Genomic DNA, 15311 nt, shown 5'->3' on the forward strand with positions numbered 1-15311 from the left:
GATTGCGGGGCATGTCTGCCCATCTGACCCGGGGATAAGGCCGAAAGGTGGCGAGGCGCCAATTCAAAGGCCGGGCTCTGGCATAAATTTATGCTATAGAGACGAGGCGCTGACTCAGCCGCACCGTCCTTGCGGCCGGCGGGGGTTGTGGCGGTCGCGGCCGGAGCAAGGACCGCAATAGCAAAAACTTATCAAGCCGGCCGTGCTTCCAATTTGAACCGGGGGCCGCGGGGACCGAAACTGGCGGCAACCGGAACGGAGGAACATCATGCCCAAGACTGCCCTTGTCATATCCGCCCATGCTGCCGATTTCGTCTGGCGCTGCGGTGGGGCCATCGCGCTGCATGCGGCCAAGGGTTATGAGGTCACCGTGCTGTGCCTGTCCTTCGGCGAACGCGGCGAAAGCGCCAAGCTGTGGAAAGAGCCGGGCATGACGCTGGACCGCGTCAAGGACGCCCGCCGGGCCGAGGCCGAAAAGGCAGCCGAGGCCCTTGGCGTGCATGACCTGGTCTGTCTCGACCTGGGCGACTACCCGCTGGAACTGACCCGCGCCGACAAGGACCGCGTGGTGGATGTGATCCGCAACGTCCAGCCTTCCTTCATGCTGAGCCACAGCCAGTTTGACCCCTACAATACCGACCACATGTATACGACGCAGGTGGCGCTGGAATGCCGGATGATCGCGCAGGCCTGGGGCCACAATCCGGGCCAGAAGGTGCTGGGTGCGCCGCAGCTCTACCTGTTCGAGCCGCACCAGACCGAGCAGATGGGCTGGAAGCCCGACACCTTCCTCGACATCACCCCGGTCTGGGACAAGAAGCGCGCCGCCATCGAATGCATGGCGGGGCAGGAACACCTGTGGGACTATTACACCCGCGTCGCCCAGAACCGCGCCAATCACTTCAAGCGCAACTCGGGCGGCCAGTCCGGCGGGCGCGACTGCAAATATGCCGAGGGATTCCAGTCGATCTTCCCGCGCACGGTTGACGAACTCTGACCCTGCAGGGGCGGCCGGATAGCCCGCATGGGCAAGGAGGAGACGAGATGACCCCCACCAATCCCAGCCAGGACATCGCCCATCTGGCGCATGTCGAGATGCTGACCGACAGGTTCGAGGACAGCCTGGATTTCTTTACCCGCGTCTACGGGCTGAAACTGTCGGGGCAGGACGAGAACAGCGCCTATCTGCGGGCCTGGGACGATTACGAATATGCCTCGCTCAAGCTGACCCGCGCCGGGACCACCGGCGTCGGCCATATCGCCTATCGCGCCGCGAGCCCTGAGGCGCTGGAGCGCCGCGTGGCCGCCATCGAGGCCTCGGGCTACAAGACCCACGGCTGGATTGATGGCGACCAGAGCCACGGCCGCGCCTTCCGCTTCGAGGATCCCTTCGGCCATGTCTTCGAGATCTATCACGATACCGTCTGGTACCAGCCGCAGGCCGAGGCCGAGCGCGCGGCGCTGAAGAACACCGCCAGCGCCTTCACCGGCGCGGCGCCGCGCCGGCTCGATCACCTGAACCTGCTGGCCGAGGACGTGACCGAATTCCGCCGTTTCATGGAAACCTGCCTGGGCAGCCGGGTCACGGAACTGATCCAGCTCGACAACGGCCGCATCGGCGGCTGCTGGTTCACCGTCAACAACAAGACCTATGACCTGGCCTGCACCGAGGAACATGGCGGCGGCCAAGGACGGCTGCACCACGTCACCTATGCCACCGACCAGCGCGAGGACATCCTGCGCGCCGCCGACATCTTCCTGCAGAACGGCGTCCATATCGAGACCGGGCCGCACAAGCACGCCATCCAGGGCACCTTCTTCCTCTATGTCTGGGAGCCCGCCGGCAACCGGGTCGAACTGGCCAATGCCGGGGCGCGGCTGATCTTGGCGCCCGACTGGCAGCCGGTGATCTGGACCGAGGCCGACCGCCGGAAGGGCCAGGCCTGGGGGCTGAAGACCATCGAGACATTCCACACCCACGGCACCCCTCCGGTGCGGAAAGGCTGAGCCATGGCAAAAGTCGTCCAGAACATCCAGCGCACCGATGCCGCGACCATCGCCGGCCTGGCCGAGGCGGGCGTCGCCACCGTGCACGAGGCGCAGGGCCGCATCGGCTGCCTTGCCAGCCACATGCGGCCGATCTGGGCCGGTGCGCGAATCGCCGGATCGGCGGTGACGATCAGCGCGCCGCCCGGCGACAACTGGATGCTGCATGTTGCCATCGAGCAGCTGCGCGCGGGCGACGTGCTGGTCCTCGCTCCGACCAGCCCTTGCGACAACGGCTATTTCGGCGACCTGCTGGCGACCAGCGCCATGGCGCGGGGCTGCCGCGGGCTGGTGATCGACGCCGGCGTGCGCGATGTGCGCGACCTGACGGCGATGGGTTTCCCGGTCTGGTCCAGGGCCGTCAGCGCCCAGGGCACGGTCAAGGAGACGCTCGGCTCGGTCAACGTGCCCATCGTCTGCGCCGGCCAGAGAATCGAGGCGGGCGACGTGATCGTCGCAGATGACGACGGCGTCTGCGTGGTGCGCCGCGCCGATGCCGAGGCGGTGCTGGCCGCCGCCCGCAAGCGCATGGCAGCCGAGGAGGCCAAGCGCCAGCGGTTGGCTGCGGGCGAGCTCGGCCTCGACATCTACGACATGCGGCCCAGGCTGGAGGCCAAGGGGCTGAAATATGTCTAGGCCCAAGATCCGGTCTGCCTCGCTTCTAGTCGCGGCGCTGCTGGCGTCGCTGCCGGTGGGCGGCCGGGCGGCGCCTGCCGATCTGGCGGTTGTCGCCCCTGTCGCCTCATGCGCCAGTCTGGCCGGAACGGACATGACCGGCATCGGCGGACCGGGCAGCGCCGTGACCGAAGCCGTCGAAACCACCAGCGACGGCGTTCCTGTCTGCTCGATCATCGGCACGCTGGCGCCCAAGGTGAATTTCCAGATCCTGCTGCCGCTGGAGAGCTGGACGCAGCGTTACCTCCAGGTCGGCTGTGGCGGGCTTTGCGGGCGGATCACGCTGCAATCGGGCGCCTCGGCGGGCTGCAAGGTGCTGAGCGATGGCGGCTTCGTCATGGCCGCGACCGACATGGGCCATACCGGCCAAGACGGCAAATGGGGGCTGGATGATCAGCAGCGCCGGGACTTCGCCTATCGCGCTCAGCATGTCACGGCACAGGCCGCAAAGACGCTGATCCGCGCCTTCTATGGCCAGGACGCGCGCTACAGCTATTTCAACGGTTGCTCGGACGGTGGACGCGAGGGGCTGATGGAGGCCATGCGCTTCCCCGAGGATTTCGACGGCATCATTGCAGGCGCCCCCGCCATGCTGTTCCAGGTCCAGAATACGCTGCATCACGGCTGGCTGGCGCGCGCCAATACCGGCGCGGATGGCAAGCCCATCCTGCTGTCGGACAAGCTGCCCCTGCTGCATCGCGCCGTCGTCGCCGCTTGCGACACGGCTGACGGGGTCCGGGACGGGCTGATCAGTCAGCCTGCGGCCTGCAGCTTCGATCCGGCGGTGCTGGTCTGCAAGGACGGGCCGGCAGGCGATTGCCTGACCGCTGCCGAGGCCGAGGTCGCGGCCAAGGTCTATGACGGTCCCCGCGACGCGGTCACCAGCGCCCCCCTGACGCCGGGCCAGCAGCTGCCGGGGTCCGAGCTGAACTGGCAGGGCGTCTTCGTGCCCGACAGCCATGACCAGCAGCCCTTCAGCGCGATGATCGTGGACCCGGTGCTGCGCTATCTGGCCTTCGAGCCAGCCCGGCCGCAGATGACCCTGGACGATCTGCACTTCACCATCGCCACGCTGGACGCCCTGCGCCCGCGCCATCCGCTTTTCGACGCGACCAATCCCGACCTGTCGGCCTTTCAGCAGGCCGGCGGCAAGCTGATCCTATGGCACGGGCTGGCCGATCCCCATATCGCCCCCGCCAACACGCTGGCCCTGCACAAGGCGATGCTGGAGGTGATGGGCGCGGACACCCTTGCCGGGTTCGAGCGGCTGTACCTGCTGCCCGGCGTCAGCCATTGCAGCGGCGGCGAGGGGCCGTCGAACCTGGACCTGCTGACGCCGATGATGGCTTGGGTCGAGGGCGACGAGGCCCCGGAAGCCATCCTGACCTCCAGCACCGCCGCGGTGTCGAGCTTCGGCCAGCCTGAAGGGGATGAAGGGCGCGGCGGCGGGATGGCGATCAAGGATCTGGGGATCCCGCCGTTGCCGGCGATGACGCGCCCGGTCTGGCCCTGGCCCGCGACCGCCGCGCTGAGGCCCGGCGCCGACTACACCAAGGCGGACAGCTGGACCCGTGGCCCGGATGCCGCCATCGTCAGCACGCGCGATTGGCCCGGTTCCGACCTGTTCGCACCCTATACCTCTACGGAGTGATCATGAGCGACGGCATTCCCTGCCTGTGGATGCGGGGCGGAACCTCGAAGGGGGCCTATTTCCTGGCCCGCGACCTGCCCGCCGATCCCGCCAGCCGTGACGCGCTGCTGCTGCGCATAATGGGCAGCCCCGATCCGCGCCAGATCGACGGGATCGGCGGCGCGGATCCCCTTACCTCGAAGGTGGCGATCCTGTCGCCATCCTCGCGGGCGGATGCCGATGTGGATTATCTGTTCCTGCAGGTCTTTGTCGATCAGGCCCTGGTGTCGGATGCCCAGGGCTGCGGCAATATCCTGGCCGGGGTCGGCCCCGCCGCCATCGAGCGCGGCCTGCTGCCCGCCATCGGCGACGAGACTCCGGTCCGTATCCACATGCTGAACACCGGCGAGGTGGCGCTGGCCCGGATCCGCACCCCGCAGGGCCGCGTCAGCTACAAGGGGACTGCGATGATCGACGGCGTGCCCTTTGCCTCGGCACCAATCCCGCTGATGTTCCAGGACATCGCCGGGTCGATGTGCGGGGCGCTGCTGCCTTCGGGGCGTGCGGTGGACGTCATCGACGGGTTCGAATGCACGCTGATCGACAACGGCATGCCTTGCGTCATCCTGCGCGCCGGCGATTTCGGCTTGAGCGGGCAGGAAAGCCGCGAGGCGCTGGACGGCGACGCCGCGCTCAAGGCGCGGATCGAGGCGATCCGCCTGAAGGCGGGGCCGCTGATGAAGCTGGGCGATGTGGCGGAAAAATCCGTGCCCAAGATGACGCTGGTCTCGGCCCCCACCCAGGGCGGCACCATCGGCACGCGCAGCTTCATCCCGCATCGCTGCCATGCTTCGATCGGGGTTTTTGCCGCGGTCAGCGTCGCCACCGCCTGCACGCTCGAGGGAACGCCGGCCGCCGCGCTGGCCAGCCTGCCCGCGGATGGCCGATTTCTGATCGAGCATCCGACCGGCGCGGCCGAGGTGCTGATCGAGCGGGACGGGCAGGGCCGGGTCACCGCCGCCGGCACCTTGCGCACCGCCCGCAAGCTGATGGATGGTCTGGTCTGGCCGCGGGATTGATCCTGCCACGGCAAGAGGCTGGATGGCCGGGGATCGGGACAATACCTGAAAATCTCGGGGAACCGCGACCGCGCGGCAAGCGGTCTGCTGGCCTGTGCAGTGGTCTGCCGAGGCGGTTAATCTGGGCGGCCGCCCCGCTATCCCGACCTCGGTATCCCCGGGTCGGATTCCGATCCGCATATGATCGACCGGTTCGGGCGAGCCTACCCGGCGCCGGGTGGCGTGCTGGCGGTCCGGATGTCCGGCGATCTGGATCAGCCCGTGCATCGGATGCTGGAGCGGCTGGATCGCGATCCATCTTTGATCGACCGGTTGGCTGGCGCGCGGGCTGTGCGTTCGATGCTGACGGTGCCAGGGCGGATGCATGTCTGCTGAGGCGCTTGTGCCGGGCGGACCATCTTGCGCACCGCGTATTACCACGAACTGCCCGGCGCGGGTGTCGTCGAATGGTTTCACGGCTCGGCCCTGTGGCCCGGACTCGCGGCCTTCATCACGCCCGGGCTGCAGGTCTTCCCGGGCGAATACCACCATCGCCCGCTTCCATCCCGAGGCGAAGGGCCGAGGCGCTGCCGCGCTTTTCGCGCCTGTTCCTGGTGGTGCTGAGATCCTAGCCGAGGCGTTCGGTCAGGCGGATCAGCGGCCGCGCCAGCGGCATCAGCAGGAAGATCCGCACCACATGCGCGGCGGTGACGAGCGAGACGTCCTGATTCAGGAACTGGGCGGTCAGCGCCATCTCGGTCACGCCGCCCGGCGCGATTCCCAGGACGACGCTGCGCCAGTCCAGTGGCGTGAAACGCGCCAGCGCCGCCGCAGAGCCGCAGGTGAGGGCCAGCAGGCCCAATGTTCCCAGCATCGAGATGGCAAGCTCGCGCCGGGCGGCCCGCAGCATTTGCGCCTGAAAAGTCGAGCCCAGCCAGGCCCCAAGGACCAGCTGCGCTGCGGCCAGCACCACATGCGGATATTGCGGCAGCGTCACGCCGGCCGCGGTCAGCGCCGCTGCAAGGCCGAGGGGGCCGAGGAAATAGGGATTGGCCCAGCCCAGCCGGCGGAACAGCGCGCCGCCCGCCAGGCCGATCAGCGGCAGCACCAGCAGGCGCGGATCGTCGAACGCCTCGGCCCCCGCAACGGTGGCGGTGTCGGGCCGGACAAAGCCGTCGAAGGCATAGAGCAGCGCAGGCACCAGCACCACGATGGCGGCGATCCGCAGCGACTGGGCTACGACGACGGGGGCGGGCGGCAGGCCGCAGCTTTCGGCGATGACCGCGGCCTCGACCGGCGCAAGGGGAAAGGTCGCCAGCACCATGCGCGACAGCCTGACGCCGGCCAGCCGTGCCTGCACGACCGAGACGGCCAGTGCCAATACCGTCGTCATCGCCGCCATGCCGGCCAGCAGCGGCAGCATCTTCAGGACGACGGCCAGGGCTTCGTCCGTGAAGGCCAGTCCGACCGTGGTGGCCACCACCGCCTGTCCGAATGGCCGGCTGCGCACCGGCAGCGGGCGATCGACCAGCCCCGACAGGGACAGGGCCGCCGTCGTCAGCAGTGGACCGATCATCCAGGGCAGCGGCAGGTGCAGCCGCGCGGATATCCAGCCGGCCAGCATGGCCAGAGAATAGGCGAGCGCCAGCCGCAAGGGGCGGTTCCCTTCGGCGGGGCGGCGGGCGTCGGCCGGGATCATGGCATGGGCAATCCCAGCAGTTTCCCGAACAGCAGGACCGCGATCAGCCAGATCCCTGCCCCGGTGGCCGCAGCCCGGATCAGCGGGCGCTCGCCCGCGAAAAGCAGCGTGACCAGAGCCGAGGCCAAGGCGAGCGCAAGGGGCAATCCGATCCAGCCCGCGCCCGACATGCAGACGAGGAAGATCGCATATGCCGCCAGCGCCCGCCCGCTTGCCGAGAAATCCGGTCGCTCGTGGGCAAAGGCCCGGCGCAGGGCCAGTACCAGATAGGCGGCGGAACAAACCGTGCCGAAGACCGCCACCTGCTCGGGCAGGGCGCCCGGCCCGGTGTCGCCGGTCGAATGCCCGGCGGGCAGGGCCAGCGCCATGAACAGGAAGGTGATGCAGCCCGCAAGGCAGATCACGCCGGCGATGACGTCGCCGACGGGAAAGCCCTGGCCTGCCCCGAGGACGCTGCGGCCGGTCATTGCACGAAGCCCGCCGATTTCAGGAACTCTGCCTGCTGCTCGAGATCCTTCTGCACCCGCTGGGTGAACTCGGCCTCGGCCCAGTCGGGGCTGTCCTGGAACTGCTCTTCCTGGAACGTCCGCCATTCCGCCGAGGCGGTCACCTTGTCGATCGCAACCTGGATGGCATCGACCACGTCATCGGGGGTGCCAGCCTTGACGGCGATGCCGCGCCAGATCGCGCCTTCCAGTTCATAGCCCTGTTCCCTGAAGGTCGGTGCGTCGGGCAGGAAGGCGGAGCGTTCGGCGGTGGTGACGCCCAGCAGGCGGATCTCGCCGTTCTTGACCTGCGCGAGCCCGGTGGATGGCGTCATCATCGCGGCGTCGATATGCTTGCCCAGCAGGCCCAGCGTGACCTTGCCCGAGGCGTCATGCGGGATCCAGCCGCTTTCGAAGCCGCCCTGCTTCATCAGCTGATAAAGCATGTATTGGTGGAAGCCGCCTGACGAGTGACCGCCGACCTTCAACTCGTTCGGATGCTCCTTCTTGTAAGCCACGAAGTCCTCGACGGTCTTGAAGGGACTGTCGGCCCGCACCGCCAGCGACGAGGGCTCGGATTGCATGGCGCGCAGCAGGCGCAGATCGTCCAGCTTGAAGGGGATCAGCCCCTGGGCGATGCCGAAGGTCAGTGTACCGGTCAGCACCAGGATATTGTAGCCGTCGGCGGGCTGGGTCGCGATCTGCGACAGGCCGACCGCGCCGCTGCCGCCGGGACGGTTGTCGACCTTGACGGTCCAGCCGGCCTCTTTCTCCAGCAGCTCGGCCAGCTTGCGGCCATAGGTGTCCAGCGCGCCGCCGGCCCCGGACCAGACGACCAGCGTCACCGGCTTGTCGGGGAAATCGGCGGCCGCGCTCTGCGGCAGGGCCAGCACCGTGCCGGCGGCCATGCAGAGTGCGGTGACGGTCCCGCGGACCAGCCGCGCGAAACGACCCGGCCGGGCGGTGAAGGTGGTGTGTCGCATCGATTCTCTCTCCCTGGATTGATGGCTTGCGGTCGTGGCGGGCGGTCTAGACCGCCGCGCCCCGGTGTGGGCACCGCCGCGCGCGCCAGACGCGGCGCAGGGGCACCAGGATGCTGATCAGGCTGAGGATCAGGAACAGCACGCTGATCGGATCGGTCAGAAACACCATGTAGCTGCCCTGCGACGACACCATCGCTGTGCGGTAGTTCGATTCGATCAGGTAGCCCAGAACCATGGCGAGGATGACGGGCGCGACCGGGAAGCTGAGCTTCTTCATCAGGTATCCGACCAGGCCAAAGGCCAGCGTCATCCAGACGTCGAACATCAGGTTGCGGATGGCGAAGGCGCCGAGGACAGCGAAGGCCAGGATTCCCGCAGCGATGACCCCGTCGGGCAGCAGCACGGTCCGCGCCATGAGCGGCAGGAACAGCGAGCCGACCAGATATTGCACCAGCGACGCGATGATGACGCCAAACAGGATCGCATAGACCAGCGTCGGCTGCTCGTCGAAAAGCTGCGGGCCGGGATGCAGGCCGTGCATGATCAGCGCCCCCATCATGATCGCCGTGGTGGGCGAGCCGGGAACGCCCAGCGACAGCAGCGGTACCAGCGCCCCGCCGACCGTGGCGTTGTTCGAGGCTTCGGGTGCGGCGATACCGTTGGCCGCGCCCTTGCCGTATTCCTCGGGATGCTTGTCGCGAGCGCGGGCATAATCGCGTGCCACCCAGCAGGCGATATTCCCGCCGACGCCCGGCAGGATGCCCAGGAGCGTGCCGATGACCGAGCCCGACAGCATCGAGCGCCAGGTTTCCTTCAGCAGGGCACGGGACATGAACACATGGCCCACGCGGTCCTTGCCCGGCTTGGGGCCGCGGGCGTGCTTCTCGGCCAGGGCGATTGCCTCGGATACGGCGAAGAGGCCGATCAGCGCGGCTAGGAACGGCACGCCCTCGTACAGCTCGAAATGGCCGAAGGTGAAGCGCGGCGTCCCCGAGATCGGGTCGATTCCCACCGTCGCCAGCGCCAGCCCCAGCACCGCGCCCAGCAGGCCCTTGACCAGCGATCCGCCCGACAGGGCCGCGACCGAGGTCAGGCCGAACAGACCGACCGCGAAATAGCCCGCCGGCCCGAATTGCAGCGCCAGCTTGGCCAGCGGCATCGCCAGCAGCAACAGGGCGAGCCCGCCGATCACACCGCCCACCGTCGACGCGGTCAGCGAGATCGAGATCGCTTCATTGGCCCGGCCTTTCTGCGCCATGGCATAGCCGTCGATGGCCGTTGCCGCCGCCGCCGCTGTGCCCGGTGTCGACAGCAGGATCGCGCTGATCGAGCCGCCATATTCGGCCGAGGTGTATAACGAGATCATCAGCAGCATGCTGAGTTCGGGCGACATCGTATAGGTGAAGGGGATCAGCAGGCTCAGCCCGATTGACGGCCCGAGTCCGGGCAGCGCCCCGATCACGACCCCCAGCAGCGCGCCGACCAGCAGCACCGCTAGGCCAGAAAGGCTGAAGATGACCCCCAAAGACTGGATGATCCCGTCCATCGTTTCCTCCCTTTGGACATCGGGCGGGGCGCCGCTCTTCCGCCGCGGCCCGGCCGTCTTGCCCGTTGTGTCCTCCAGGGCCGCGCGGGACAATTCAGAAGAAGCGGCCTCGCGATAAGCAGATGCTATAGGGAATCGCCTTGACCGGAGGTTTCCCGAGTTGGTCGGAGCCCTGCAACAATGTGTCTGGATCGCCGTGTCGCTCGAACAGTCGAGTGACTGCGCGGTGAAGTGCATGCGCTTTTGGGACGACTGGACGGTCCGCTCGACCCGCTTCCCATTCGTCGACCAACGGCATCACGCAGGAGTGCGGTCATGCGCTGACATCAACATTCATGATTGCCTTCTTCCCGATCCCGCTGGAGCCGGCCTATCATCCCCCGTAATCCGTCCAGCTCGATGAAGTTGTCGGCCTGGCGGTGCAATTCGTCGGCAATCATTGGCGGTCGCGAACGTATAGTCGAGACCATTGAGACCCGCACGCCTTGGCGCTGCAGCGCCTCGACCAATGGACAAAAGTCGCCGTCGCCGGAAAACAGCACCTCATGGTCCAGCCGCGGCGCCAGTTCCATGGCGTTGATCACCAGCTCGACATCCATGTTGCCCTTGACCTTGCGGCGCCCCAGCGCGTCGGTATATTCGCGGGCGGGCTTCGTTACCATGGAATAGCCATTGTAATGCAGCCAGTCGACCAGCGGGCGGATCGGCGAATAATCCTCGTTTTCCAGCAGCGCCGTATAGTAATAGGCGCGGATCAGCTTGCCGCGCCGCTCGAATTCCAGACAAGATAAATGTCGCGGATCCGCCGCAGTGCTTCTTCGGCGATCCGGAGGACTGGAATACATCGTAGAACTTGCGCCGCGTATGTGCCCAGCAGGCGGCGAGCCTGATGTTTCCCGCCATCGTCAAGGTCTCGAAGCCGGTATAACCGTCGACATGAAGAATGCCGACGTAGCGGTTGCAAGAAGATTAAGGCCTGGGGCCGTCTTCCGGGGATTTGCCAGGAGGATCTCGGTGCGGCGCTTGGCGTAACCTTCCAGCAGGTGCAGAAATACGAGAAGGAATTGTCCGCGGGCAGCCGCGCCGGAAGTAGTCCTCTGGATCGGACGCTCTATCAGGAACACCATCTCGTCAAGTGTTTCTTTAACAAGATAAAACGCTTCCGTCGCATCGCGCTCCGATGCGAAAAGACCCCCGCTGCGTTCAAGGCGTTGATCGACCTCGCCTGCGCTATGGCTTGGATCGCCTAGATGAAGACGCCCTCTAGCTGCTGATCTGGCGCTGATCTACCGGCCGGGCGCGATCGGCAGGGAAAGCGCGTCCGTGAGGCGTTTCAGCCTCTCCAGGATTTCGCCGTGCAGATCCTGCCTGGGGGCATCCGGGTGTTCCAGATGCGCGCATGTCACGACCGCCACGGCATCCTGATCCGGTCCTCGGACGGGCACGCTGATATCGGTAACGCCAACAATCTGCATTGAGGGTGCCATGCGATAGCCGGCGGCGCGGATCGCGCGAAGTTCGGGGGCGACCTGCCTTAACCTGTCCTCGGCGCTGGCGATCCCCCACTGACCCAAGGTCTCGACGCTGCGGTCGGGATGCTGGCATGCCAGCAGGGTCAGCCCCGAGCCGGTCGAAAACAGATCCATCTGTGCGCCCACCCGCGCACGGTATTCCCAATGCGAAACCGGGCTGGCCTGCGCGATGATCAGGCCCGTCCCGTGATCGGGCACGACCAGATGGCAGGACTGGTTCATTTCGGCGGCGAATTCGTCCAGCATCGGCTGTGCCTGCGCCGTCAGCCGCCGGAAGGGCGGGTGGCGTGTGGCAAGCACGAACATCTTCATCGATAGGGTATAGCGGTCGCCGCCTCCGACCCGCGCGACATAGCCGCGCGCGACCAGCCGTTCCAGCATCCGGTAAAGCTGCGAGGCGCTGAGGCCCAGTTCGCGGCCGATCTCGGCCCGCGTCAGCCCGCCGACATGGCTGGCCAGGACCTCGAGGATATCAAGCCCCTTGTCCAGCGCCGGCGCGCGATAGCGATCCGCTGCCGATATATCCGCCCCTGCATCCCCGCCGCTCATCCGATCACCATCTTGCCCCGCGCATCGGGGATTTAGCCGCGCGACCGCCCCCAGGCAAGAACGGTCGCGAATCGGCTTGATTCAATCATTCAGATATGAATAATAATTTTATATACAAACTTCACTTCAGGTGAGGAGGGGGATTTGATGAGGTTGAGGGGGAAGACCGTCCTGATAACCGCGGCGGGCCAGGGCATTGGTCGAGCCAGCGCCATTGCCTGCGCGGCCGAGGGCGCGCGGGTTATCGCCACCGACCGCGACGCGGCGTTGCTGGAGGGGCTGGAGGGGATCGAGACGCGGGTGCTGGACGTCACCGACGCCGCGGCCATCCAGGCCATCGCCGCCGAGACCGGGCCGCTGGACGGGTTGTTCAACTGCGCCGGCATCGTCCATGACGGGACCGTGCTGGACGTGACCGATGCGGACTGGGCTTTTGCGCTGGACCTGAACGTGACGGGGATGATGCGGATGACCCGTGCCTTCCTGCCCGGAATGCTGGACCGCGCGGCCGAGACCGGCAGCGCCTCGATCCTGAACATGGCCTCGATGGCGTCCTCGATCAAAGGCTTCGCGAACCGCACCGCCTATGGCACGACCAAGGCTGCGGTGATCGGTCTGACCAAGGCGGTCGCCGCCGATTTCGTCAAGCAGGGCATCCGCTGCAACGCGATCTGCCCCGGCACGGTGGACACGCCCTCGCTGCGTGGGCGCATCGCCTCGGCGGTGGACCCGGTGCAAGCGGAAAAGAACTTCATCGCCCGTCAGCCGATGGGCCGACTTGCCACCGTGGACGACATCACCCCGATGATTGTCTATCTGCTTTCGGATGAAAGCCGCTTCGTCAGCGGGCAGGCCCTACTGGTCGATGGCGGCGTGACGATATGAACCGAACCCCCTGACACCGGCAATCGAACCTGGACGGGCGCGCGGCGAAACCTGCGCGTGCCGCCGGTCTAGCCGAACCCATGACGAGGTCAACATGAAACTGCTACGCTACGGCCCCTCGGGGCAGGAACGTCCGGCCGTCCTGGACGCAGCCGGCGCCATCCGCGACCTGTCGGCCCATGTCGACGACATCGCCGGAGAGGCGCTGACCCCCGAGGGGCTGGCCCGCCTTGCGACCATCGATCCCGCCAGCCTGCCGCTGGTCCAGGGCAGCCCCCGCATCGGCCCCTGCGTGGGCCGCGTGGGCAAGTTCATCTGCATCGGCCTGAACTATGCCGACCACGCCGCCGAGACCGGGGCCGATATCCCGTCCGAGCCGGTGGTCTTCAACAAATGGACCAGTGCCATCTGCGGTCCCGACGACGATATCGAGATCCCGCGCGGCTCGGTCAAGACCGACTGGGAGGTGGAACTGGGCGTTGTGATCGGCAAGGGCGGCAAATATATCGAGGAAGCCGACGCCCTGTCCCATGTCGCGGGCTATTGCGTCGTCAACGACGTGTCCGAGCGCGAATGGCAGATTGAGCGTGGCGGCACTTGGGACAAGGGCAAGGGTTGCGACACCTTCGGTCCCATCGGTCCCTGGCTGGTTACCCCGGATGAGGCGGGCGACATCGGCGACCTGAAGATGTGGCTGGAGGTGGACGGGCACCGCTATCAGGACGGCTCGACCTCGACCATGATCTTCGGCGTGGCGCAGATCATTTCCTATCTCAGCCGCTTCCTGTCGCTGCAACCGGGCGACGTGATCTCGACCGGGACGCCTCCGGGCGTGGGGCTGGGGCAGAAGCCGCCGGTCTATCTGAGGGGCGGCGAAGTGATGCGCCTCGGCATCGAAGGGCTGGGCGAGCAGACCCAGAAGGTCGTGAAGGCATGAAGATCACCGGCCTGCGCACTGTTGATGTGCGCTTCCCCACCAGCAAGGGGCTGGACGGTTCGGATGCGATGAACCCGGACCCGGACTATTCCGCCGCCTATGTGGTTCTGGAAACCGACGGCCCCCATGAGGGCCACGGCTTGACCTTCACCATCGGGCGCGGCAACGAGATCTGCACCGCCGCCATCGAGGCGCTGCGCCCCTTGGTCGTGGGGCTGGAACTGGACTGGATCGCCGCCGACATGGGCCGCTTCTGGCGCCATGTCACCAGCGACAGCCAGTTGCGCTGGATCGGCCCGGACAAGGGCGCGATCCATCTGGCCACCGGCGCGGTGGTCAATGCGGCATGGGACCTGTGGGCCAAGGCCGAGGGCAAGCCGGTTTGGAAGCTGGTCGCCGACATGACGCCCGAGGAGCTGGTGCGCTGTGTCGATTTCCGCTACCTGACCGACTGCATCACCCCGGAATGGGCGCTGGACTTCCTGACGAAGCAGGCCGAGACCAAACCCGGACGGGTGGAAACCCTGCTGCGCGAGGGCTATCCTTGCTATACCACCAGCGCGGGCTGGCTGGGCTATGACGACGCCAAGCTGCGCCGCCTCTGTCGCGAGGCCGTGGATGCGGGTTTCAGATATGTCAAGATGAAGGTCGGCCGCGATCTGGAGGACGACATCCGCCGCCTGACCATCGCCCGCGACGAGGTCGGCCCGGACGTCAGGCTGATGATCGACGCCAACCAGGTCTGGGAAGTCGATCAGGCCATCGAATGGGTGAAGAAGCTGGCCTTCGTGAACCCTTGGTTTATCGAGGAGCCGACCAGCCCCGACGACGTGGCCGGCCACCGCAAGATCCGCGCGGGCGTCGCCCCGGTGCAGGTCGCCACCGGCGAGATGTGCCAGAACCGCATCATGTTCAAGCAGTTCATCATGGAAGGCGCCATCGACGTCGTCCAGATCGACAGCTGCCGCATGGGCGGGCTGAACGAGGTGCTGGCGGTGATGCTGATGGCCGCGAAATATGGGCTGAAGGTCTGCCCCCATGCCGGGGGCGTCGGCCTGTGCGAATATGTCCAGCACATGTCGATGATCGATTACCTCTGCATCGCGGGCACCCGCGAAGGCCGGGTGATCGAATATGTGGACCATTTGCACGAGCATTTCCTTGACCCCGTGCGGATCCAGAACGCGGCTTACATGCCGCCGGAAATGCCTGGATTTTCCATCGAAATGAAGCCGCAAAGCTTGGAGGAATACCGCTTTCGCGGCGCCTGACACCCAACGGGAGGA

15 protein-coding genes and 1 pseudogene are annotated in these 15311 nt (G+C 66.7%); 10 read left to right on the forward strand and 6 right to left on the reverse strand.

Annotated features, from left to right (window positions below):
* Positions 1 to 268 precede the first annotated feature (268 nt).
* From ACNKFW_RS05970 to ACNKFW_RS05995, 6 genes are all read left to right on the forward strand, one after another.
* Positions 269 to 997 carry a PIG-L deacetylase family protein gene (locus ACNKFW_RS05970; protein WP_147428064.1) on the forward strand — a complete coding sequence of 243 codons (729 nt, stop codon included), beginning with the start codon at positions 269 to 271 and terminating at the stop codon, positions 995 to 997.
* A gap of 47 nt (positions 998 to 1044) precedes the next feature.
* On the forward strand, positions 1045 to 2007 hold the full coding sequence (locus ACNKFW_RS05975; RefSeq protein ID WP_147428063.1) for a VOC family protein: 963 nt from the start codon (positions 1045 to 1047) through the stop codon (positions 2005 to 2007).
* A 3-nt stretch (positions 2008 to 2010) separates the two neighbouring features.
* Complete coding sequence (locus ACNKFW_RS05980; RefSeq protein WP_147428062.1) at positions 2011 to 2682, forward strand: 4-carboxy-4-hydroxy-2-oxoadipate aldolase/oxaloacetate decarboxylase; 672 nt, start codon at positions 2011 to 2013, stop codon at positions 2680 to 2682.
* The gene (locus tag ACNKFW_RS05985; protein WP_147428061.1) at positions 2675 to 4372 is read left to right on the forward strand and encodes a tannase/feruloyl esterase family alpha/beta hydrolase; all 1698 of its coding nucleotides are present in this window, start codon (positions 2675 to 2677) and stop codon (positions 4370 to 4372) included. Before ACNKFW_RS05980 ends, ACNKFW_RS05985 begins: the two co-directional genes overlap by 8 nt.
* 2 nt (positions 4373 to 4374) lie before the next feature.
* Positions 4375 to 5430, forward strand: coding sequence for a 4-oxalomesaconate tautomerase (locus ACNKFW_RS05990; RefSeq protein ID WP_208852075.1), 1056 nt, complete (start codon positions 4375 to 4377; stop codon positions 5428 to 5430).
* 180 nt (positions 5431 to 5610) lie between these two features.
* Positions 5611 to 5805 carry a hypothetical protein gene (locus ACNKFW_RS05995; RefSeq protein ID WP_147428060.1) on the forward strand — a complete coding sequence of 65 codons (195 nt, stop codon included), beginning with the start codon at positions 5611 to 5613 and terminating at the stop codon, positions 5803 to 5805.
* A 232-nt stretch (positions 5806 to 6037) separates the two neighbouring features.
* Here ACNKFW_RS05995 and ACNKFW_RS06000 read toward each other — a convergent pair whose 3' ends face one another.
* The 5 genes from ACNKFW_RS06000 to ACNKFW_RS06020 form a co-directional block, all read right to left on the reverse strand.
* A complete protein-coding gene (locus ACNKFW_RS06000) occupies positions 6038 to 7108 on the reverse strand; it encodes an AbrB family transcriptional regulator (protein ID WP_418024088.1) in 1071 nt (356 codons plus the stop codon).
* Complete coding sequence (locus ACNKFW_RS06005) at positions 7105 to 7575, reverse strand: tripartite tricarboxylate transporter TctB family protein (protein ID WP_147428058.1); 471 nt, start codon at positions 7573 to 7575, stop codon at positions 7105 to 7107. The genes ACNKFW_RS06000 and ACNKFW_RS06005 overlap by 4 nt, the downstream gene beginning before the upstream one ends.
* Positions 7572 to 8576, reverse strand: coding sequence for a tripartite tricarboxylate transporter substrate binding protein (locus ACNKFW_RS06010; protein ID WP_208852076.1), 1005 nt, complete (start codon positions 8574 to 8576; stop codon positions 7572 to 7574). The genes ACNKFW_RS06005 and ACNKFW_RS06010 overlap by 4 nt, the downstream gene beginning before the upstream one ends.
* A 46-nt stretch (positions 8577 to 8622) precedes the next feature.
* The gene (locus ACNKFW_RS06015; protein ID WP_147428057.1) at positions 8623 to 10122 is read right to left on the reverse strand and encodes a tripartite tricarboxylate transporter permease; all 1500 of its coding nucleotides are present in this window, start codon (positions 10120 to 10122) and stop codon (positions 8623 to 8625) included.
* A gap of 326 nt (positions 10123 to 10448) precedes the next feature.
* Positions 10449 to 10967 (reverse strand): NYN domain-containing protein, encoded by a 519-nt coding sequence (locus ACNKFW_RS06020; protein WP_244314582.1) that lies wholly within the window; start codon positions 10965 to 10967, stop codon positions 10449 to 10451.
* Between the two features lie 255 nt (positions 10968 to 11222).
* Here ACNKFW_RS06020 and ACNKFW_RS06025 point away from each other — a divergent pair.
* Positions 11223 to 11372: pseudogene (locus ACNKFW_RS06025) on the forward strand (IS5/IS1182 family transposase); the annotation flags it as partial.
* Between the two features lie 36 nt (positions 11373 to 11408).
* On the opposite strand, the gene ACNKFW_RS06030 reads toward ACNKFW_RS06025, so the two are convergent.
* The gene (locus ACNKFW_RS06030; RefSeq protein WP_147428056.1) at positions 11409 to 12203 is read right to left on the reverse strand and encodes an IclR family transcriptional regulator; all 795 of its coding nucleotides are present in this window, start codon (positions 12201 to 12203) and stop codon (positions 11409 to 11411) included.
* A gap of 147 nt (positions 12204 to 12350) precedes the next feature.
* Between ACNKFW_RS06030 and ACNKFW_RS06035 the strand changes: the two genes are divergently transcribed.
* From ACNKFW_RS06035 to ACNKFW_RS06045, 3 genes are all read left to right on the forward strand, one after another.
* Positions 12351 to 13088, forward strand: a complete 738-nt coding sequence (locus ACNKFW_RS06035) for an SDR family oxidoreductase (RefSeq protein ID WP_147428055.1) — start codon at positions 12351 to 12353, stop codon at positions 13086 to 13088.
* Positions 13089 to 13182: 94 nt separating this feature from the next.
* Positions 13183 to 14025, forward strand: coding sequence for an ureidoglycolate lyase (locus ACNKFW_RS06040; RefSeq protein WP_147428054.1), 843 nt, complete (start codon positions 13183 to 13185; stop codon positions 14023 to 14025).
* Positions 14022 to 15296, forward strand: coding sequence for an L-fuconate dehydratase (locus ACNKFW_RS06045; RefSeq protein ID WP_147428053.1), 1275 nt, complete (start codon positions 14022 to 14024; stop codon positions 15294 to 15296). The genes ACNKFW_RS06040 and ACNKFW_RS06045 overlap by 4 nt, the downstream gene beginning before the upstream one ends.
* Positions 15297 to 15311: the final 15 nt, after the last annotated feature.

The organism is Paracoccus sp. TD-10 (genome assembly GCF_048270675.1).
GTDB classification, from domain to species: Bacteria; Pseudomonadota; Alphaproteobacteria; order Rhodobacterales; family Rhodobacteraceae; genus Paracoccus; species Paracoccus pantotrophus.